17 protein-coding genes are annotated in these 18396 nt (G+C 73.4%); 12 read left to right on the plus strand and 5 right to left on the minus strand.

The genetic code is table 11. The annotated features are described in order from the left end of the window. Positions 1–136: 136 nt before the first annotated feature. Both sucC and sucD read left to right on the plus strand, forming a co-directional pair. Positions 137–1315, plus strand: a complete 1179-nt coding sequence (sucC, locus tag AC07DW_RS01310; RefSeq protein ID WP_478855529.1) for an ADP-forming succinate--CoA ligase subunit beta — start codon at positions 137–139, stop codon at positions 1313–1315. A 20-nt stretch (positions 1316–1335) separates the two neighbouring features. Then, a complete protein-coding gene (sucD, locus tag AC07DW_RS01315) occupies positions 1336–2220 on the plus strand; it encodes a succinate--CoA ligase subunit alpha (RefSeq protein ID WP_433114782.1) in 885 nt (294 codons plus the stop codon). A 109-nt stretch (positions 2221–2329) separates the two neighbouring features. Here the strand turns inward: sucD and AC07DW_RS01320 are convergent, their stop codons facing one another. Continuing rightward, positions 2330–3436 (minus strand): helix-turn-helix domain-containing protein, encoded by a 1107-nt coding sequence (locus AC07DW_RS01320; protein WP_478855530.1) that lies wholly within the window; start codon positions 3434–3436, stop codon positions 2330–2332. A 116-nt stretch (positions 3437–3552) separates the two neighbouring features. Here AC07DW_RS01320 and AC07DW_RS01325 point away from each other — a divergent pair, with 116 nt between their 5' ends. Then, complete coding sequence (locus tag AC07DW_RS01325; RefSeq protein ID WP_478855531.1) at positions 3553–5349, plus strand: cell division protein PerM; 1797 nt, start codon at positions 3553–3555, stop codon at positions 5347–5349. Positions 5350–5450: 101 nt separating this feature from the next. Here the strand turns inward: AC07DW_RS01325 and AC07DW_RS01330 are convergent, their stop codons facing one another. Further along, positions 5451–6230, minus strand: coding sequence for a hypothetical protein (locus AC07DW_RS01330; protein WP_478855532.1), 780 nt, complete (start codon positions 6228–6230; stop codon positions 5451–5453). Between the two features lie 250 nt (positions 6231–6480). Here AC07DW_RS01330 and purN point away from each other — a divergent pair, with 250 nt between their 5' ends. Both purN and purH read left to right on the plus strand, forming a co-directional pair. After that, positions 6481–7107, plus strand: a complete 627-nt coding sequence (purN, locus tag AC07DW_RS01335; RefSeq protein ID WP_478855533.1) for a phosphoribosylglycinamide formyltransferase — start codon at positions 6481–6483, stop codon at positions 7105–7107. After that, a complete protein-coding gene (gene purH, locus AC07DW_RS01340) occupies positions 7094–8647 on the plus strand; it encodes a bifunctional phosphoribosylaminoimidazolecarboxamide formyltransferase/IMP cyclohydrolase (protein ID WP_478855534.1) in 1554 nt (517 codons plus the stop codon). The genes purN and purH overlap by 14 nt, the downstream gene beginning before the upstream one ends. A 107-nt stretch (positions 8648–8754) precedes the next feature. On the opposite strand, the gene AC07DW_RS01345 is transcribed toward purH, so the two are convergent. Together AC07DW_RS01345 and AC07DW_RS01350 are read right to left on the minus strand one after the other, a co-directional pair. After that, complete coding sequence (locus AC07DW_RS01345; RefSeq protein WP_478855535.1) at positions 8755–9495, minus strand: RDD family protein; 741 nt, start codon at positions 9493–9495, stop codon at positions 8755–8757. 211 nt (positions 9496–9706) lie between these two features. Further along, the gene (locus AC07DW_RS01350) at positions 9707–10354 is read right to left on the minus strand and encodes an RDD family protein (RefSeq protein ID WP_478855536.1); all 648 of its coding nucleotides are present in this window, start codon (positions 10352–10354) and stop codon (positions 9707–9709) included. A 209-nt stretch (positions 10355–10563) separates the two neighbouring features. Here AC07DW_RS01350 and AC07DW_RS01355 point away from each other — a divergent pair, with 209 nt between their 5' ends. The 5 genes from AC07DW_RS01355 to AC07DW_RS01375 all read left to right on the plus strand — a co-directional run bounded on the left by AC07DW_RS01355 (position 10564) and on the right by AC07DW_RS01375 (position 16287). Then, the gene (locus AC07DW_RS01355) at positions 10564–11424 is read left to right on the plus strand and encodes a bifunctional methylenetetrahydrofolate dehydrogenase/methenyltetrahydrofolate cyclohydrolase (protein ID WP_478855537.1); all 861 of its coding nucleotides are present in this window, start codon (positions 10564–10566) and stop codon (positions 11422–11424) included. A 23-nt stretch (positions 11425–11447) separates the two neighbouring features. Beyond that, positions 11448–12197, plus strand: a complete 750-nt coding sequence (locus AC07DW_RS01360; protein WP_478855538.1) for a DUF3017 domain-containing protein — start codon at positions 11448–11450, stop codon at positions 12195–12197. A gap of 193 nt (positions 12198–12390) precedes the next feature. Further along, complete coding sequence (locus AC07DW_RS01365; protein WP_478855539.1) at positions 12391–13626, plus strand: NADP-dependent isocitrate dehydrogenase; 1236 nt, start codon at positions 12391–12393, stop codon at positions 13624–13626. A 468-nt stretch (positions 13627–14094) separates the two neighbouring features. Next, positions 14095–15129, plus strand: a complete 1035-nt coding sequence (locus AC07DW_RS01370) for an XRE family transcriptional regulator (RefSeq protein WP_478855540.1) — start codon at positions 14095–14097, stop codon at positions 15127–15129. 168 nt (positions 15130–15297) lie between these two features. Beyond that, the gene (locus AC07DW_RS01375) at positions 15298–16287 is read left to right on the plus strand and encodes a malate dehydrogenase (RefSeq protein ID WP_478855541.1); all 990 of its coding nucleotides are present in this window, start codon (positions 15298–15300) and stop codon (positions 16285–16287) included. Between the two features lie 12 nt (positions 16288–16299). On the opposite strand, the gene AC07DW_RS01380 is transcribed toward AC07DW_RS01375, so the two are convergent. After that, positions 16300–17466: an acyltransferase family protein gene (locus tag AC07DW_RS01380; protein WP_478855542.1), complete on the minus strand. Its 1167-nt coding sequence runs from the start codon at positions 17464–17466 to the stop codon at positions 16300–16302. Between the two features lie 105 nt (positions 17467–17571). On the opposite strand from AC07DW_RS01380, the gene AC07DW_RS01385 reads away from it, so the two are divergent. Together AC07DW_RS01385 and AC07DW_RS01390 are read left to right on the plus strand one after the other, a co-directional pair. After that, complete coding sequence (locus AC07DW_RS01385; RefSeq protein ID WP_478855543.1) at positions 17572–17826, plus strand: helix-turn-helix transcriptional regulator; 255 nt, start codon at positions 17572–17574, stop codon at positions 17824–17826. Continuing rightward, complete coding sequence (locus AC07DW_RS01390; protein ID WP_478855544.1) at positions 17823–18362, plus strand: hypothetical protein; 540 nt, start codon at positions 17823–17825, stop codon at positions 18360–18362. Before AC07DW_RS01385 ends, AC07DW_RS01390 begins: the two co-directional genes overlap by 4 nt. Positions 18363–18396 lie beyond the last annotated feature (34 nt).

Consider the following 18396-nt stretch of genomic DNA (forward strand, 5'->3'; position numbering starts at 1 on the left):
GATAACCTGCGAGACGGACATGCCGCGTCCACGGACACCGTGTACGCCTCCCTTGTGACAGCGCAGTCACGTTGCCCTCCGCGGCACGCCCACGCAGACAACGGAACCGCGATCACCAGAAAAGGGACGGACGCGCGTGGACCTGTTCGAGTACCAGGCGAGGGACCTCTTCGCCAAGCACGGTGTACCGGTGCTGGCCGGTGAAGTCATCGACACGCCTGAGGCGGCGCGCGCGGCGACCGAGCGACTGGGCGGCCGTTCGGTCGTCAAGGCGCAGGTGAAGGTCGGCGGCCGCGGCAAGGCCGGCGGCGTCAAGCTGGCCGCCACTCCGGACGAGGCCGTCGCCCGCGCGACGGACATCCTCGGCATGGACATCAAGGGCCACACGGTCCACAAGGTGATGATCGCCGAGACGGCACCCGAGATCGCCGAGGAGTACTACGTCTCCTACCTCCTCGACCGCACCAACCGCACCTTCCTCGCCATGGCCTCCGTCGAGGGCGGCATGGACATCGAGGAGGTCGCGGCCACCAAGCCCGAGGCCCTGGCGAAGATCCCGGTCGACGCCAACGAGGGTGTCACCGAGGCCAAGGCCCGCGAGATCGTCGAGGCCGCCAAGTTCCCGGACGCGGTCAAGGACCAGGTCGCCGAGATCCTGGTGACCCTGTGGAAGACCTTCGTCGCCGAGGACGCCCTCCTCGTCGAGGTCAACCCGCTGGCCAAGGTCGCCGACGGCCGCGTGATCGCGCTCGACGGCAAGGTGTCGCTGGACGCCAACGCGGACTTCCGCCAGCCGGAGCACGAGGCCCTCGAGGACAAGGCCGCAGCCAACCCGCTCGAGGCTGCCGCCAAGGCCAAGAACCTCAACTACGTCAAGCTCGACGGCGAGGTCGGCATCATCGGCAACGGCGCGGGTCTGGTCATGTCGACCCTCGACGTCGTCGCGTACGCCGGTGAGGCGCACGGCGGCGTGAAGCCGGCCAACTTCCTCGACATCGGCGGCGGCGCGTCCGCCCAGGTGATGGCGAACGGCCTGGAGATCATCCTCGGCGACCCGGACGTCAAGTCCGTCTTCGTCAACGTCTTCGGTGGCATCACCGCCTGTGACGAGGTCGCCAACGGCATCGTCCAGGCGCTGCAGCTGCTCGCCGACAAGGGCGAGGACGTCAGCAAGCCGCTGGTCGTGCGCCTCGACGGCAACAACGCGGAGCTGGGTCGCAAGATCCTGTCGGACGCCAACCACCCGCTCGTACAGCGTGTGGACACCATGGACGGCGCGGCCGACAAGGCCGCCGAGCTCGCGGCTGCGAAGTAAGGGACGAGGTCGGAAACACCATGGCTATCTTCCTGACCAAGGAAAGCAAGGTCATCGTCCAGGGCATGACCGGTGCCACGGGCATGAAGCACACCAAGCTCATGCTGGGTGACGGCACCAACATCGTCGGTGGCGTCAACCCGCGCAAGGCGGGCACCACCGTCGACTTCGACGGCACGTCCGTCCCCGTCTTCGGCTCGGTCGCCGAGGCGATGAAGGAGACCGGCGCGGACGTCTCCGTCCTCTTCGTGCCGCCGGCCTTCGCCAAGGCCGCCGTCGTCGAGGCCATCGACGCCGAGATCCCGCTGGCCGTCGTCATCACCGAGGGCATCGCGGTCCACGACTCCGCCGCGTTCTACGCGTACGCGGTCGAGAAGGGCAACAAGACCCGGATCATCGGCCCGAACTGCCCCGGCCTGATCACGCCGGGCCAGTCCAACGCCGGCATCATCCCGGGCGACATCACCAAGCCCGGCAAGATCGGTCTGGTGTCGAAGTCCGGCACGCTGACCTACCAGATGATGTACGAGCTGCGCGACATCGGCTTCTCCTCGGCCGTCGGCATCGGTGGCGACCCGGTCATCGGCACCACCCACATCGACTGCCTCAAGGCCTTCGAGGCCGACCCCGAGACCGAGCTGATCGTGATGATCGGCGAGATCGGTGGCGACGCGGAGGAGCGGGCGGCCGACTTCATCAAGGCCAACGTCACCAAGCCGGTCGTCGGCTACGTCGCGGGCTTCACCGCCCCCGAGGGCAAGACGATGGGCCACGCCGGTGCGATCGTGTCCGGTTCGTCCGGCACCGCGCAGGCGAAGAAGGAGGCCCTCGAGGCCGCGGGCGTCCAGGTCGGCAAGACGCCGACCGAGACGGCCAAGCTGGCGCGCGCCATCCTGGCGGGCTGAGCACCGGCCGACTCCGCCCCGGCACTGCCGCACGGACGACGGGCCCGCCCCCGGAGGACTTCCGGGGGCGGGCCCGTCGCCGTTGGGCGGGCCACCCGGCGGGGCGCCGTCAGTGCGGGTCGGGCACCAGGCGGGCCGGTCCGGTGGCCGGTCCGGTGCGGAGCCGGGCGCGCAGCGCCTCGTCCTGGGGGGTGAGCCGCTGCGGGCCGCTGAGGACCGGGACGCCGTCGACCGGCTCGCCCGGCGCCAGGGGCGGGTGGTACGCGGTCGGCGCGGTCGCCAGGGTGAAGGCGGTCGCCCCGATGACGAGCGTCGTCAGCGCGATGGCCGCCCGGGTCCCGTACCGGACGCGGCGCTCGCTGCCGCGGCGTACGGCCGGGGACGGGGCCGGCACCATGGTCGGGCCCTTGGCCAGGAGCGACGCCAGCCGGTCGTGCAGCACCCGCGGGTCGGCGAGCTCCGGCATCCGCTCGGCCAGCAGCTCGCGGGCGTGCAGGACGCGGTTCCCGGTGGCGGGGGTGCTCGCCTCCGTCTCGGCGGCCGTCTCGGGCAGGTCGAGGCCTAGTCCGTCGTACAGCAGCAGCGCGCGGCGGTACGAGGACGGCAGGTCCAGCAGCGCGGTGCGCAGCTCCTGGGCCGCCTGGTCGGTGGCCGGGGCGTCCGGGTGGCGGTGCGCGCGGCGCAGCCGGTGCCAGGGCGACAGTGCGTACTCGTGCGTCGCCGCCCGCACCCACCCGGCCGGATCCCGGTCGACCGCGACCTCGGGCCACCGCTCCCAGGCGAGGTGGAAGGCGTACTCGACCGCCTCGCGGGCCAGCTGCCGCCGCCCGGTGAGCAGGTAGGCCTGCTGGACGAGGGCGGGTGCGGCGTACGCGTACAGGGCGTCGAACGCGTCGGCCGGCTCGGTGGGCACCCCCGCGGCCCCGGCCCCGGGTCCGGGCGTGGTCCGCCTCTCCGGCGTGGGGCGGGGCGCGGGCCGGTCCCGGCCGTCCCGGTCCTCCTGGCCGGCGCCCAGGATCCTCAGGTACGCGTCCCGTTTGCGCCCGCGCGGGCTGGTGCGTCCCGTCTCCCAGGAACGCACCGTCGCGGGCGTCACCCCGACCAGCTGGGCGAGCTGTTCCTCGGTCATGGACATCGCCTCGCGCAGGCGGCGCCGCTCCTTGGGGGAGGGCAGCGGAGGCGCGGTACGGGTGGTATCGGTGGTGGTCCGGGTCATGGCCGGCCCCCGGCGGGACTGCACTCGGCGGAAAAGTACATAAACGTATATTGCGCGCCACACCGGGCATTCTGCCGTTACGCGGATCAAGCGCGTGTCGTTGGCAGCATGGCGCCGTGACCGAAGCGACCGACCACCCGCCGGCCCTCGTCCAGGGCGGCCGGACCGCCGTGCTGGCCGGGGCCTGCGTGCGCGGCGCGCTCGCCGCCGGGCTCGGGCTCGGGTCCCTCACCGTCCTGGTGATGGTGGTGTGGATCAGCTCCCCGTACCCCGACAGCGGCCCCGGCGGCGCCCTGCACGTGGCCGCGGCGCTCTGGCTCCTCGTCCACGGCGCCGAACTGGTCCGCCCCGCCACCCTCACCGGGACGCCGGCGCCCGTGGGCGTCGTCCCGCTGCTGCTCGTGGCGCTCCCGGTGTGGCTGGTGTACCGCACGGCGCGGGACGCCGCCGAGCCCGGCCAGGCCCGGCCGAGACCGTCGGCGGGCGGCGCGGTGTGCGCCGTCACGGGCGGCTACCTGCTGGTCGCGGCGGCGGCCCTGGCCTACGGGACGGGTGGCCCGCTGCCCGCCGAACCCCTCGCCGCGGCGCTCCACCTGCCGCCGCTCGCCGCGCTCGCCGCGGCCGCCGGGGTCTGGACGGCGCACGGGAGGCCGACCGGGCCGCTGCCCGCGTGGGTTCCGGAGCGGATCCGGGTCGGGCTCGCCCGCTCCCGGACGGCCGTCGCCGTGCGCGCCGCCGGCGCGGGGCTGGGCGTGCTGCTCGGCGGGGGAGTGGTGCTGGTCGCCGTCTCGCTGGTGTGGCACGCGGGCGCGGCGCGGGAGTCGCTGCTGGGCCTGTCGGGTGTGTGGTCGGGCCGGATGGCGCTCCTGCTGCTGGCCGCCGCGCTCCTCCCGAACGCGGCGGTGTGGGGTGCGGCGTACGGGCTCGGGCCGGGTTTCCTGCTGGGTACGGGTGCGGCGGTGACCCCGCTGGGGGCGGCATCGCTGGGGGTGACCGCCGGTCCGCCGCCCTTCCCGCTGCTGGCCGCGGTCCCGGCGGCCGGGCCCGGGACCTGGGCGCACTGGACGGTCGCGGTGGTGCCGGTGGCGGCGGGCGTGGCGGTCGGGTGGACCTGCGGCGGGCGGCGGCGCGAGGCGGACGCACCCGGCACGGGCCCGCGGGGCGCGGCGGCGGCGGCGCTGGCGGCGGCCGTGCTGGTCGGGGCGGCGGTGGCGGTGCTGGCGGCGGCCTCGGGCGGGCCGCTGGGGACGGGGCGCCTGGCGGCGTTCGGCCCCGTGTGGTGGCACGCGGGCGGGGCGGCCATGGCGTGGACCGCGGGGCTCGGCGTGCCGGTGGCGCCGGCGCTGCGGGCGTGGCGGCGGCGGGGCGAGGGCGGGGTGCCGGGGGCTCGGGGGGTTCCGGCGGCGCCCGGACCGGTGGCCGCGCCCGTGCCCGTCGCCTTTCCGGTACCGTCGCCGGACGCGGCCGGCCCGCCCGAGGCGCTCGTTCCTCGGTGGCCGGCCCCCGAGGACGACCCCGGCGACCCGGCCTTCGAGCCGTACGACTTCATCCCCGCCGGCTGGGAGGACCCGGTGGCCCGCGAGGCCCGCTGGAGCGCCCTCAAGGAAGCCTCGGGCGGGCTCATGACCGTGTTCCCGGCGGCCCCCGTCCCCGGCCCGGCCGCCCCCGGCGGCGACGCGTCGGAAGACGAGACAGCCGGGGCCGAGACACCCGGGGCCGAGACAGCCGGGGCCGAGACACCCGGACCCGAGACACCCGGACCCGAGACACCCGGACCCGAGACACCCGGACCCGAGACACCCGGACCCGAGACACCCGGGGCCGAGACACCCGGGGGCGCCGCCCCGCGGGCGGGCTCCCGGACCGCGCCCCAGGAGGACGAACGCCCGAGCCCGGCGGCCCCTGAGGCGTAGTGCCCGGGGACCGCGCGGCGCGGGACGACGTGGGCCGGGCACCGACGGCCCGGCACCTCCTCAGCGGCGGACGCGAACCGTCCGGGCCGCCTCCGCCCGCGTCACTCCTGGACGCCGAAGACGTCCCGCAGCGGGCCCGGCAGCAGTTCGTTGCAGGACAGCTGGCCCGTCTTGGTCAGGGCGTCGTCCACGCACGTGTAGTAGTCGCGGTAGACGAGCTGGATCGTGAAGGTCGCCGCCACGATCATCAGCGCCAGCACCGCGGTGACCAGGCCGCTCACCGCGGCCGTGGTCTGCGGGCGGCCCGAGCCGGGCTGCGGGCCCGCCGGCGGGGATGCGCCGCCCGGGGTCCCGGCGACGGCGGCCGGGGAGCCGGTCGTGGCGGGCCGGGCGCCGGTGGAGCGGGGCTTGGCGCGCAGCGCGCTGATGGCCCAGTACAGCGCCAGGGCGCCCAGGAGCAGGCCGATCTCCGGGAAGTCGAAGATCGCGAAGAAGAACGCCCACATGCCCGACAGCAGCGCGTACCGGGCGCGGCGCTGCGCCGGGTCGGTCGGGTCCCAGCGCGGGGCCGGCGTCTCCGGCCCGCCCCCGCCCTGGCCGCCCCCCTGCTGCTCGCCGCTCGGGCGGTTGCCGAACCCGCCGGAGGAACGGCCCGGCTGCCGGGGGCTCCACTGGCTGCCCCAGGCCGGGCGGTCCCGTTCCGGTTCCCCGGAGGAGCCCTCCGGGGTGCCGTCGCCGCCTTCCGGCCGGCGCGGCTGCCAGGGCTGGTCCGGCCTGCCCTCGGGCGGCGGCGCGAACGGGTTGTCCTCGTCCCTGGGCTCCGTGGACTGGCGTTCCCGCGGCAGGAGATGGATGGCCGTGCGGCGGTGTCGGACCGGCATGTGGTGAACGTCTTCCCCTCAGACCCCGGGCCGGCGCGACAGCGCGGGCGGGGGTCTCGTGTAGTCGTGTCCGTCCGTTCGGGGACGGCCCTGCGTCAGACGCTACCCCCCGGCCCCGCCCCCGTCCCGTGGGGGCGGCTCGGTGTGCCGGTATCGTTGCTGACGGTCGGCTCTCTCGTAGAGTTCCCCGTATCGAGGGGCCCGATTCATTCGTACGACCACACAAAGCCAACGCGAAGAGGGTTTCCCCGTGGCTCCCGCCCGCCTCGTCGTCCTGATCTCCGGATCCGGCACGAACCTGCAAGCTCTGCTCGACGCCATCGGTGACGACCCCCGAGGCTTCGGGGCCGCGATCGTCGCGGTCGGGGCCGACCGCGACGGCATCGCCGGTCTGGAGCGGGCCGAGCGGGCCGGGCTGCCCACCTTCGTCTGCCGGGTCAAGGACCACGCCACCCGCGACGAGTGGGACCACGCGCTGACGGAGGCGACCGCCGCGTACGAGCCGGACCTCGTGGTGTCGGCCGGGTTCATGAAGATCCTGGGCCGCGAGTTCCTGGCCCGGTTCGGTGGCCGGATCGTCAACACGCACCCGGCCCTGCTGCCCAGTTTTCCCGGTGCCCATGGAGTGCGGGACGCGCTCGCGCACGGCGTGAAGGTCACCGGGTGCACCGTCCACTTCGTCGACGACGGCGTCGACACCGGCCCGATCATCGCCCAGGGCGTGGTCGAGGTGGTGGAAGAGGACACGGAGGAGGGCGAAGCCGCCCTCCACGAGCGCATCAAGGAAGTCGAGCGCTCGCTGCTCGTCGAGGTCGTGGGGCGTCTGGCCCGGCACGGCTACCGCATTGAGGGACGAAAGGTTCATGTCGGTGAATAAGCCCATCCGTCGCGCGTTGATCAGTGTCTACGACAAGACGGGGCTGGAGGAGCTCGCCCGCGGGCTGCACGAGAACGGTGTCGAGCTGGTCTCCACCGGCTCCACCGCCGCGAGGATCGCCGCGGCCGGTGTCCCGGTCACCAAGGTGGAGGAGCTGACCGGCTTCCCCGAGTGCCTGGACGGCCGCGTCAAGACCCTGCACCCGCGCGTGCACGCCGGGATCCTCGCCGACCTGCGCCTGGACGCGCACCGTGAGCAGCTCGCCGAGCTGGGCGTGGAGCCGTTCGAGCTGGTCGTGGTGAACCTGTACCCGTTCCGCGAGACGGTCGCCTCCGGCGCCGGCCCCGACGAGTGCGTCGAGCAGATCGACATCGGCGGCCCCTCCATGGTCCGCGCCGCCGCCAAGAACCACCCGTCCGTCGCGGTCGTCACCTCCCCGGCCCGCTACGGCGACGTCCTGGACGCCGTGAAGTCGGGCGGCTTCGACCTGACCGCCCGCAAGCGTCTGGCCGCCGAGGCGTTCCAGCACACCGCCGCGTACGACGTGGCCGTGGCGTCCTGGTTCGCCGACGAGTACGCGGCGGCCGACGACAGCGGCCTCCCGGACTTCCTGGGTGCGACGTACGCCCGTGGGAACGTCCTGCGCTACGGCGAGAACCCGCACCAGGGCGCCGCGCTGTACGTCGACGGCACGGGTGGCCTCGCCGAGGCGGAGCAGCTGCACGGCAAGGAGATGTCGTACAACAACTACACCGACACCGACGCCGCGCGCCGGGCCGCGTACGACCACGACGAGCCGTGCGTCGCGATCATCAAGCATGCCAACCCGTGCGGCATCGCGGTCGGCGCCGACGTCGCCGAGGCGCACCGCAAGGCCCACGCCTGCGACCCGCTGTCGGCGTTCGGCGGCGTCATCGCCGTCAACCGCCCGGTCTCCGTGGCGATGGCCGAGCAGGTGGCGGACATCTTCACCGAGGTCATCGTCGCGCCGGGCTACGAGGACGGCGCGGTCGAGGTCCTGGCCCGCAAGAAGAACATCCGCGTGCTGCGCGCCCCCGGCGCCCCCGCCAACCCCGTCGAGGTGAAGCCCATCGACGGCGGCGCGCTGCTCCAGGTCACCGACCGCCTCCAGGCCGACGGCGACGACCCGGCCAACTGGACCCTCGCCACCGGTGAGGCCCTCTCCGCCGAGGAGCTGGCCGAGCTGGCCTTCGCCTGGCGGGCCTGCCGCGCCGTCAAGTCCAACGCGATCCTGCTCGCCAAGGACGGCGCGAGCGTCGGTGTCGGCATGGGCCAGGTCAACCGCGTCGACAGCGCCAAGCTGGCCGTCGAGCGTGCCGGCGAGGAGCGGGCCCGTGGCGCGTACGCCGCGTCCGACGCGTTCTTCCCGTTCCCCGACGGCCTGGAGATCCTCACCGCGGCGGGCGTCAAGGCCGTGGTGCAGCCCGGCGGTTCGGTCCGGGACGAGCTGGTCGTCGAGGCCGCGAAGAAGGCCGGCGTGACGATGTACTTCACCGGTACGCGCCACTTCTTCCACTGACGCGCACCCGGGCCCCGGAAGCTCCGGAACCGGACGTCCGAACGGCGAAGGCCGCGCCCCCACTCGGGGCGCGGCCTTCGCCGTTATCGGGCGACGGCCCGGCGGACCTACTTCTTGACGACCAGGGTGCCGGCGGCACGGTCGTGCCAGCCCTGCGTCTTCCCGGAGTTGTCGAAGAAGGGGGAGAGGTACACGAGCAGGGCGCCGATACCGCACAGCAGCGCACCGACCTGCGGAATGATCCACCGGATGAAGCCGGCGCCGACGCCGGGCTTGCCGCCCGTCTTCTCCTTCACGACCCGCAGGCCGACCGCCATCTTGCCGAGCGTGGCGCCGACGAAGGAGATCAGCAGCCACTCGTAGAGCAGGGTGATCAGACCGACGAGCGCGAACATCGTCATGAGGCCGGCCAACATGCCGCCGCTGCTCTCCTGGATGCTCGCCTCGACGCAGCTCTCGTACAGCGGCGAGCTCGGGTCGCACTTGTCGGCCGCCTCCTGGGCGGCGCCGAAGATGCCGGCGAAGCCGACCGCCATGAGGATGCCGTAGACGACACCGATGATGGCGCCGTCGATGAGACGGGCGCCCAGCCGGCGGCCCATGCTGGCTATCTCGACGGTGCCGAGGCCCGGCACGTTGATGTAGCCGTTGCTGGCCTGGAGCGTGCCCGGCGCCTGCGGGTAAGCGCCATAGGGCTGACCGGGCTGCTGGCCCGGCTGCTGCGGGTAGCCGTAACCCTGCTGGGGCGGCACGCCCTGGGGGGCCTGCTGCGGATAGCCGTAACCGGGCTGCTGGGGCTGGCCCTGGGGCTGCTGCCCGTAGGGGTTGTTGGGGTCGCCGAAGCTCATGGCGAGTTTCCTCCGTTGATGTGCGGGAACGGCGCGGCCCGCGCGGAGGAACTTCATGTAATTTGAGCGGTTTTGCCCCCCGGCACTGCCCGCGGCACTGCGCCGATCATCGTCGTCGTATCGTCGACTTCTTGTCCAGTCGGATGACAAGGCGTTGTGCAAGTGCAACCTCGGCCGCGGGCGCCGGTGCCGGCGCCCGCCGGACGGGCGATCACTTGATCTTGAACACGACGGTGTTGCACACCTTGTCGGCGAAGGTCTGCTTCTTGTCGTCCCACAGCGGCCACAGCCAGCCGAGGTAGCAGGCGATGCTGTCCAGGAAGTGGGCGAGCTTGCGGACGAACGCCATGCCGAAGCCGATCGGGCGGCCGTCGGCCTCCCGCACCAGGCTGATGCCCAGGGCCTTCTTGCCGATCGTCTGGCCGGTGCTGCCCTCCCGGTAGAGCTGGAAGATGGCCATGCCGACGGTGTAGAGGAAGCCGAAGAGACTGACGAACACCCCGGCGCTGGGCTCACCGGTGGAGCTGGTGGCGGCGCTGATGCCGACGGTGGCGTAGATCGGGCCGAGGATGATCAGCATGTCGAGCAGGTACGCGCCGACGCGCCGGCCCCAGTGGGCGTACGGCGGCATACCGCCCAGGCCCGGCATACCGGGCGGCGGGTAGGCGCCGTACGGCTGGGGCTGCTGCGGGTAGCCGAACTGCTGGGGCGCGCCCTGCGGGGGTATGCCCTGGGGCGCCTGCGGGTAGCCGTAGCCGGGCTGGGCGTAGGGCGGTTGGCCGCCGTAGGGCGGCTGCTGGCCGTAGGGCTGCTGACCCTGCGGCTGCCCATAGGGGTTGTGGGGGTCGCCGAAGCTCATGGGGGGTTCCTCCGTCGGAATCGGGGCGGCGCGGCCGCGCGGAGGAACGTCATATGCTTTGAGCGGTTCTGCCCCCCCGGCACTGCCCGCGGCATTGCGCCGATCATCGTGGTCGTGGCGCCCACCCTTGTCCAGTCGGGAGGGCGCCGGGCCGTGGCGGCGCGGACGCGAATTGGAACCGGGGAGGGGTCATCCGCGAGGATGGGCACATGACCGCCCAGATTCTCGATGGCAAGGCCACCGCCGCCGCGATCAAGTCCGACCTGACCGCCCGCGTGGCGGACCTCAAGGCCCAGGGCATCACCCCCGGCCTCGGCACCATCCTGGTCGGTGACGACCCGGGCAGCCAGAAGTACGTCGCGGGCAAGCACCGCGACTGCGCGGAGGTGGGGATCGCCTCCATCCAGCGCCAACTCCCCGCCACCGCCTCGCAGGAGGAGATCGAGGAGGTCGTCCGTGAGCTGAACGACGACCCGGCCTGCACCGGCTACATCGTGCAGCTCCCGCTGCCCAAGGGCATCGACGAGAACCGCATCCTGGAGCTGATGGACCCGTCCAAGGACGCGGACGGCCTGCACCCGATGAACCTGGGGCGCCTGGTACTCAACGAGCCCGCCCCGCTGCCGTGCACCCCGAACGGCATCATCACGCTGCTGCGGGCGCACGGCGTGGAGATCGCCGGCGCGGAGGTCGTGGTCGTCGGCCGGGGCACGACCATCGGGCGCCCGATGCCGCTGCTGCTCACCCGCAAGTCCGAGAACGCCACCGTCACGCAGGTCCACACCGGTACGCGGGACCTCGCCGCGCACCTGCGGCGGGCCGACATCATCGTGGCCGCGGCGGGCGTGCCGCACCTGATCAAGCCCGAGGACGTCAAGCCCGGCGCCGCCGTGCTGGACGTGGGCGTCAGCCGTGACGAGAGCGGCAAGATCATGGGGGATGTGCACCCGGGCGTGAACGAGGTCGCCGGGTGGCGCGCCCCGAACCCGGGCGGCGTCGGTCCGATGACGCGGGCGCAGCTGCTGGTCAACGTCGTCGAGGCGGCCGAGCGCGCCGCCGCCGCGAGCTGAGCCGGACCGGAGAGGGCGACCCCATGGGCGTACGGGCGAACGACGAGTCCGCCACCCCGAGCCGGCCGGCCGGTCCCGGGACCTCCGGCCCGGGCACCGCGCCCGAGGCGCCGGACGCCCAGGCGGGCGCTCCCGGGCCGGACGCCCAGGCGGGTTCCCCCGGGCCGGGCGCCCCGGACGCCGGGCCCGCCCCGGACGCCTCGACCGGCGGGCCGGTCCCGGCGGGTATGCCCGCAGGCGGGGTCGGCCCGGGGGCGGACGCTCCGAAGGACGCCCCCGCCCACCAGGGCGACGCCCCGGACGCCACCCCCGCCCACCAGGGCGACGCCCCGCCGGGGGGTGCGGCCGGGCGGGAGGAACCGCGCCGGGCGTCCTCGGGGTCGCGGCGGCCGCCCACCGTCACGCGGGACACCGCGCGGCCGGAGGGCGGCGGACGGGCCGCGCCGGGGGACGCGCCGGCGCCCGCACGGCAGTGGCCGCTGCTCACCGTGCTCGGGGTGACCGCCCTCGGTCTGCTGGTCGTCGGGTTCGACCCCTTCCCGCAGGCGTCCCGCATCGGCGCGATGCTCATCGGCCTCGCCCTGCTCACCGGTGCCGCCCTGCGGCGCACCCTGCCCTCCGTGGGGATGCTCGCCGTCCGGTCCCGCTTCACCGACATGGCCGCGTACGGCGTGCTCGGCGCCGGCATCGTGCTCCTCTCGCTGATGACCCAGCCCGACCCCTGGCTGGAGATCCCCTTCCTGGAGGACGCCGTCCGGTTCGCGGTCCGCTAGGGGGTGTCCGCGAGGTCCCGCCGGGCCCGCGGCCCCCCGCACGCGCGCTCGGCGATACGTCCCGGACACTCCCTGGCCCCCGGGGGGCCCGGCCGGCCGCGCCGCGCGTCGAGGGGCGGCGTACGCCTTCGCGACCTACGGTGAGTGACGACGAGAGCCATGTCGTCGCCGCGCGAGAGGGACGTACCGCCTCATGTCCAAGATCAAGGTTGCCCAGCCCGTCGTCGAGCTCGACGGCGACGAGATGGCCCGCATCGTCTGGCGGTTCATCAAGGACCGGCTGGTCCTGCCGTACCTCGACGTCGACCTGAAGTACTTCGACCTGGGCATCCAGCACCGCGACGCCACACGGGACCGGGTGACCGCCGACGCCGCCGACGCCGTCGCGGAGTACGGCGTCGGCGTCAAGTGCGCCACGATCGCGCCGGACCGGGCGCGCGTGGAGGAGTTCTCCCTGAAGGCGATGTACCGCTCGCCGGAAGACACCCTCCGCGACGTCGTCGGGGGAGTGACCTTCCGCGAGCCGGTCATCATGGCCAACGTGCCGCGGCTCGTGCCGGGCTGGACCGAGCCGGTCGTCGTCGGCCGTCACACCTTCGGCGACCAGTACCGGGCCACCGAGCTCAAGGTCCCCGGCCCCGGCACGCTGAGCATGACCTTCACCCCGGAGGACGGCTCCGACCCGGTCGAGCTCGAGGTGTACGAGTTCCCGGGCGCGGGAGTCGCGCTGTCGATGTACAACCTCGACGCGTCGGTGCGCGACTTCGCGCGCGCCTCCTTCCGCTACGGCCTGGCCCGGGGCTACCCGGTCCTGCTGTCGACGAAGAACACGGTGCTGAAGAAGTACGACGGACGCTTCAAGGACCTCTTCCAGGAGGTCTTCGACACCGAGTTCACGGCCGCCTTCGACGCCGCGGGCCTGACGTACGAGCACCGCCTCATCGACGACATGGCGGCCTCGGCCCTGCGGCGGGAGGGCGGCTACGTCTGGGCCTGCAAGAACTACGACGGTGACGTCCACGCGGACGTGGTGGCGCAGTGCTTCGGCTCGCCGGGGCTGATGACCTCCGTACTGATGTCGCCCGACGGCCGGACCGTCGTGGCGGAACCCGCGCACGGCACGGTCACCCGCCACTACCGCAGGCACCAGCAGGGGAGGTCGACCTCGACGAATCCGGTCGCCTCGGTCTTCGCCTGGACCCGTGGCCTCGCCCACCGGGGCACCCTGGACGGCACTCCGGACGTGACGCGGTTCGCGCGGACCCTGGAGGAGGTCTGCGTCGAGACGGTCGAGGGCGGGCGGATGACCAGGGACCTGGCCGGGCTGATCTCGCCGGACCACCCGTGGCTGACCACGGAGCAGTTCCTGGACGTCCTCGACACCGCCGTGCAGAAGCGGATGCTGTCCATGGGCGTCGCGCCCATGTGAACCGCGCCGCCGACGAGGTCCGGCGGTACGTGAGCCGCGCCGGACGCGGGCCGCGCGTGTGAGTCGCGGCACGTGGGGCGTGGCCGGCACCGCACCGGCCGGGCCCCGGCGCCCATCCTCTCCCCCGAGCAGGACGGGCGCCGTGACCTGCGTAAGAGGGTCATGCACGCGCCAACGTGGATCAAGACATGTCCGGGGCCTGTGGCACGGAGGTGACCATTCCGGCATGGTGTGATCGACCCGCAACGGATGCGAAACTGGGGCGGCAGTCGGGACAGGGGCGCGTGAGGGGGCACGCCCATGTTCGGACCGCGCCCGCGCGCCCCCGCTTCAGGAACCGTCATCCTGGCTCCGCGCATCCCTCTCGGTGGCACCTGGGTGAGACCCCGGTGACCCTCCGGGAAGCGTCAGGGGGCACGCAGCGCGGGGGAGCACATCAGGCACGTACGGGGGGACAAGGGGGAGGCAATGCCTCGTTGGAAGGCGCTACCGGAGGAACTCGACCCGCAGGTCAAGGAGTTCGCGAGTCAGCTGCGCCGGCTGGTTGACCGCAGCGGTCTGAGCATCGCCGCGGTCTCGGACCGCACCGGGTACAGCAAGACGTCGTGGGAGCGCTATCTGAACGGGCGGCTTCTCGCACCCAAGGGGGCGATCGTCGCGCTGGCCGAGGTGACCGGGACCAACCCGGTGCACCTCACGACCATGTGGGAGCTCGCGGAGCGCGCCTGGAGCCGCGCCGAGATGCGCCACGACATGACGATGGAGGCCATCCGGATCTCCCAGGCGCGCGCGGCTCTCGGAGAGTTCGGCGGCACCGCCGGACCGGCGGCCGACGGCTCCTCGCGGGTGAAGGCCGCCCCGGCGCCCGAGCCGGGCTCCGGGCGGCTGTCCGTCATACCGCCCGACGGCGGCCCCAACGGGCCCGCCCGCCGGGGCCCCGCGGCCCCCGCGGCCGGGCCCGCGCCGGTTCCGGCGCCGTCGGCCAAGCAGGGCGGGGGCGCGGGCGGGCGGAAGGCCGCCATGGTCGTGGCCGGTGTCGTCGGCGTCCTGCTGGTGGTCGCCGCCGCCGTCCTGCTGAGCGGCCTCGGCGGCGACGACGGCCCCGCCAAGGACGTCGCCCGGTCACCGGCGGCGGTACCGAGCAGCAGCGCCCCGAAGCCGCTGCCCGCCGGGGTGAAGTGCAGCGGCGACGACTGTACGGGCCAGGACCCCGAGGCCATGGGCTGCGGCGGCGAGTACGCCACCACGACGTCCTCCGCGACGGTCGGCGCCACCAAGGTCGAGGTCCGCTACAGCGAGACGTGCGGAGCCGCCTGGGCCCGTATCTCACAGGCGGTGGCGGGTGACAAGGTCACGATCAGCGCGGGCGGCGCGGCGCAGAACGGCGCCGTGAAGATCGACAAGGACGCGTACACGCCCATGGTCGCGGCCGCCGACGGCGCCGAGCCGAAGGCGTGCGCCACCCTGGCCGACGGCACCGAGGGCTGTACGCGGCCGCGGTGAGGCGCGGGAGCCGTGAGCCGCGACACAAGGGGGCGGGGGTTCCCGGTGGCCCGGGTCGGATAGCCTGACCGCTGGATATCTCTTCACGTCGAGACACCGATCGATCACAGGGGATGTCCAGCACCAGGGGCAGGGACCCCCACCGCCAGCTGTCTTACGGAGATCGCCATGACTCGCACTCCCGTGAATGTCACCGTGACCGGCGCGGCCGGCCAGATCGGTTACGCGCTGCTCTTCCGCATCGCCTCCGGCCACCTGCTCGGCGCCGACGTGCCGGTCAAGCTGCGCCTCCTGGAGATCCCGCAGGGCCTCAAGGCCGCCGAGGGCACCGCCATGGAGCTCGACGACTGCGCCTTCCCGCTGCTGCGCGGCATCGAGATCACCGACGACCCGAACGTCGCCTTCGACGGCGCCAACGTCGCCCTCCTCGTGGGCGCCCGCCCGCGCACCAAGGGCATGGAGCGCGGTGACCTGCTGGAGGCCAACGGCGGCATCTTCAAGCCGCAGGGCAAGGCCATCAACGACAACGCGGCGGACGACATCAAGGTCCTCGTCGTCGGCAACCCGGCCAACACCAACGCGCTCATCGCGCAGGCCGCCGCGCCGGACGTACCGGCCGAGCGCTTCACCGCGATGACCCGCCTGGACCACAACCGCGCGATCTCGCAGCTGGCCGCGAAGACCGGTGCCGCCGTCTCCGACATCAAGCGTCTGACCATCTGGGGCAACCACTCGGCCACCCAGTACCCGGACATCTTCCACGCGGAGATCGCGGGCAAGAACGCCGCCGAGGTCGTGGCCGACCAGCAGTGGCTGGCCGACGAGTTCATCCCGACCGTCGCCAAGCGCGGCGCGGCGATCATCGAGGCCCGTGGCGCCTCCTCGGCCGCCTCGGCCGCGAACGCCGCGATCGACCACGTCCACACCTGGGTCAACGGCACCGCCGAGGGCGACTGGACCTCCATGGGCATCCCGTCGGACGGCTCCTACGGCGTCCCCGAGGGCCTCATCTCGTCCTTCCCGGTCACCTGCGAGAACGGCACGTACGAGATCGTCCAGGGCCTGGACATCAACGAGTTCTCCCGCACCCGCATCGACGCCTCGGTGCAGGAGCTCGCCGAGGAGCGCGACGCGGTCCGCGGTCTCGGCCTGATCTGACGCACAGCCGTCTCACCGCCCCCGGTAGCTCTCCCGCTGCCGGGGGCGAGGTGTTTCCGCCGGGGGCACCGGGCCGAGGTACGGCCGCCGCAGCCGCAGGAACGGCAGCTCGATGGCGTGGTACGTGCCGAACGACACGGCGACCGTCAGCGGCAGGGCCACCAGCAGCGTCACGGCGAAGGCGGCCCACACCGGCGGCAGGGCGCCGGGGAACCAGCCGTACGCGCCGATCACGTACTCGCCGGTCACCGTCAGCACCATGAAGTGCGTCAGGTACACGGAGAAGCTGACCTCGCCGAGCCGGGCGGCGGCCCGTGAGAGCCACCCGCCGGGCCCCTCCCGGGCGCCGGCCACGTACGCCGCCACCACCAGCGCCCACACCGCGCCCTCGACGCCGCTCCACGCCAGCTTCAGCGGGCTGTCCGAGACGAATCCGTGCACCTGGTTGAACGACCACAGCAGGCCCGTCGCCAGGGTCAGGGCCACCGGCGGCAGCCACCGGGCCCGCAGGCGGTCGCGGTGGTGCACGTACACCCAGGCGGCCAGCATCCCGAGCAGGAACTGGTCGATCCGCCCCGCCAGGCCCAGGTAGAGCGACGCCGTGTGCGGTTCGGGCGCCGGGCTGCTCAGCCACACCAGCGCCCGCAGCACCGCCACCGCCGCCAGCAGCCGCAGCAGGGCGCCCGGCCCGCGGTCGGCGAGGAGCCGGCACAGCAGCGGGAAGACCAGGTAGAACTGCATCTCCACGCACAGCGTCCAGAAGACGCCCCCGTACGGCTGAGCCGGCGTCGCGAAGGTCAGGATCCGCAGCAGGTCCTGGAACGTGGGCAGGGCGACCTGGGTGGCCAGGCCGAGCAGGGCGACGACCAGGTAGAGCGGGTAGACGCGCAGCAGGCGGTTGGTGAGGAACCGGCCGTAGCGGACCGGCTTGCCGTACGCGCCGACGGTGAAGATGAAGCCGGACAGGACCATGAACAGGGCCACGCCCGTGTGGCCTTCGAAGACGAGCGTGGCGGCCGGGTTCTCCGAGTACAGCCAGTCGGTCGCGGGGACGAAGCGGCGCCCCTCGATGCGCGCGCTGAGCAGCTGGCACCCGTGGTACAGCACGACGAGCACGGCGGCGACGGCTCGCAGGTGGTCGACGGGGGCGAGGTAGACGCGGTCGTCGCTGCTGCGCATGGACGCACCCTAGGTCGACGACGGGCCGGGGCGGGGAGCGACGCCCGGACCGGTCATCCATTCGGATCATTGCGAAATCACTACGAGATGTAGTACTTCTTATACATGAGTGAGCAGGTGCACAACAGGCTGGCCGTGGTCAGGGCGGAGCGGAAGGTGACGCGCCAGGCGCTCGCCGACGCCCTGGGGGTGCACTACCAGACCATCGGCTACATCGAGCGGGGGCAGTACAACCCCAGCCTCGACCTGGCGTTGAAGGCGGCCCGTTACTTCGGGCTGCCGGTGGAGGCGCTGTTCTCCCTGGAGCCGTTCCAGCCGCTCACCGACGAGGTCTACGGGGTACACGGGAGGAAGCAGTGACCAGCACCACCACCGCCACGCGCCACGACCGGCGGATGTACGCGATCATGAACAGGTCCGAGGCGCGGGCCATGAGCCGCACCGCCGCGCGCCGCCGCGGCTGGGTCGCGGCGCACGTCGCGCTCACCGCCGCGGGGGTGGTGCTCTGGCTCGGCAGCGTGCACGCCGGTCCACGGTGGATGCCGTTCGGCCTGCTGGCCGTGGTCGTGCCCTGGTGCGTGGCCATGGGCGTGATCAACGGCGCCACCCACGGGCTGTTGCAGCTGCGCGGCCGGATGCTGGACGAGCGCCAGTACGCCGAGCGGGACCGGGTCCGGTCGCTCGCCCACCGGATCACCCTGGGGCTGCTGTTCGCCGGCGCGGCCGGCGCCGGGGCGGCGACATGGCTCGGAGGGGTCCGCTTCGAGGGCGGCGCGCTGTTCCCGGTGCTGTTCGCGCTGCTGGTCACCCACTGGATGCTGCCCTCGTGGGTGGCCTGCCTGCGGGTCCGGGACGAGGCTCCCGACGAGGTGCTCGACCCGGTCGGCGGTCACTGACCGCGACGGCGGGGTTACCCCGGCCGGGAGTGAG

Source organism: Streptomyces sp. NPDC045701 (assembly GCF_056432045.1).

Excerpts from the sequence above, each read along its gene's own strand:
- sucD (WP_433114782.1), top strand. The coding sequence starts at position 1,336 with ATGGCTATCTTCCTGACCAAGGAAAGCAAGGTCATCGTCCAGGGCATG.
- AC07DW_RS01320 (WP_478855530.1), bottom strand. The coding sequence starts at position 3,436 with ATGACCCGGACCACCACCGATACCACCCGTACCGCGCCTCCGCTGCCC.
- AC07DW_RS01330 (WP_478855532.1), bottom strand. The coding sequence starts at position 6,230 with ATGCCGGTCCGACACCGCCGCACGGCCATCCATCTCCTGCCGCGGGAA.
- purH (WP_478855534.1), top strand. The coding sequence starts at position 7,094 with ATGTCGGTGAATAAGCCCATCCGTCGCGCGTTGATCAGTGTCTACGAC.
- AC07DW_RS01345 (WP_478855535.1), bottom strand. The coding sequence starts at position 9,495 with ATGAGCTTCGGCGACCCCAACAACCCCTACGGGCAGCAGCCCCAGGGC.
- AC07DW_RS01350 (WP_478855536.1), bottom strand. The coding sequence starts at position 10,354 with ATGAGCTTCGGCGACCCCCACAACCCCTATGGGCAGCCGCAGGGTCAG.
- AC07DW_RS01355 (WP_478855537.1), top strand. The coding sequence starts at position 10,564 with ATGACCGCCCAGATTCTCGATGGCAAGGCCACCGCCGCCGCGATCAAG.
- AC07DW_RS01360 (WP_478855538.1), top strand. The coding sequence starts at position 11,448 with ATGGGCGTACGGGCGAACGACGAGTCCGCCACCCCGAGCCGGCCGGCC.
- AC07DW_RS01365 (WP_478855539.1), top strand. The coding sequence starts at position 12,391 with ATGTCCAAGATCAAGGTTGCCCAGCCCGTCGTCGAGCTCGACGGCGAC.
- AC07DW_RS01370 (WP_478855540.1), top strand. The coding sequence starts at position 14,095 with ATGCCTCGTTGGAAGGCGCTACCGGAGGAACTCGACCCGCAGGTCAAG.
- AC07DW_RS01375 (WP_478855541.1), top strand. The coding sequence starts at position 15,298 with ATGACTCGCACTCCCGTGAATGTCACCGTGACCGGCGCGGCCGGCCAG.
- AC07DW_RS01380 (WP_478855542.1), bottom strand. The coding sequence starts at position 17,466 with ATGCGCAGCAGCGACGACCGCGTCTACCTCGCCCCCGTCGACCACCTG.
- AC07DW_RS01385 (WP_478855543.1), top strand. The coding sequence starts at position 17,572 with ATGAGTGAGCAGGTGCACAACAGGCTGGCCGTGGTCAGGGCGGAGCGG.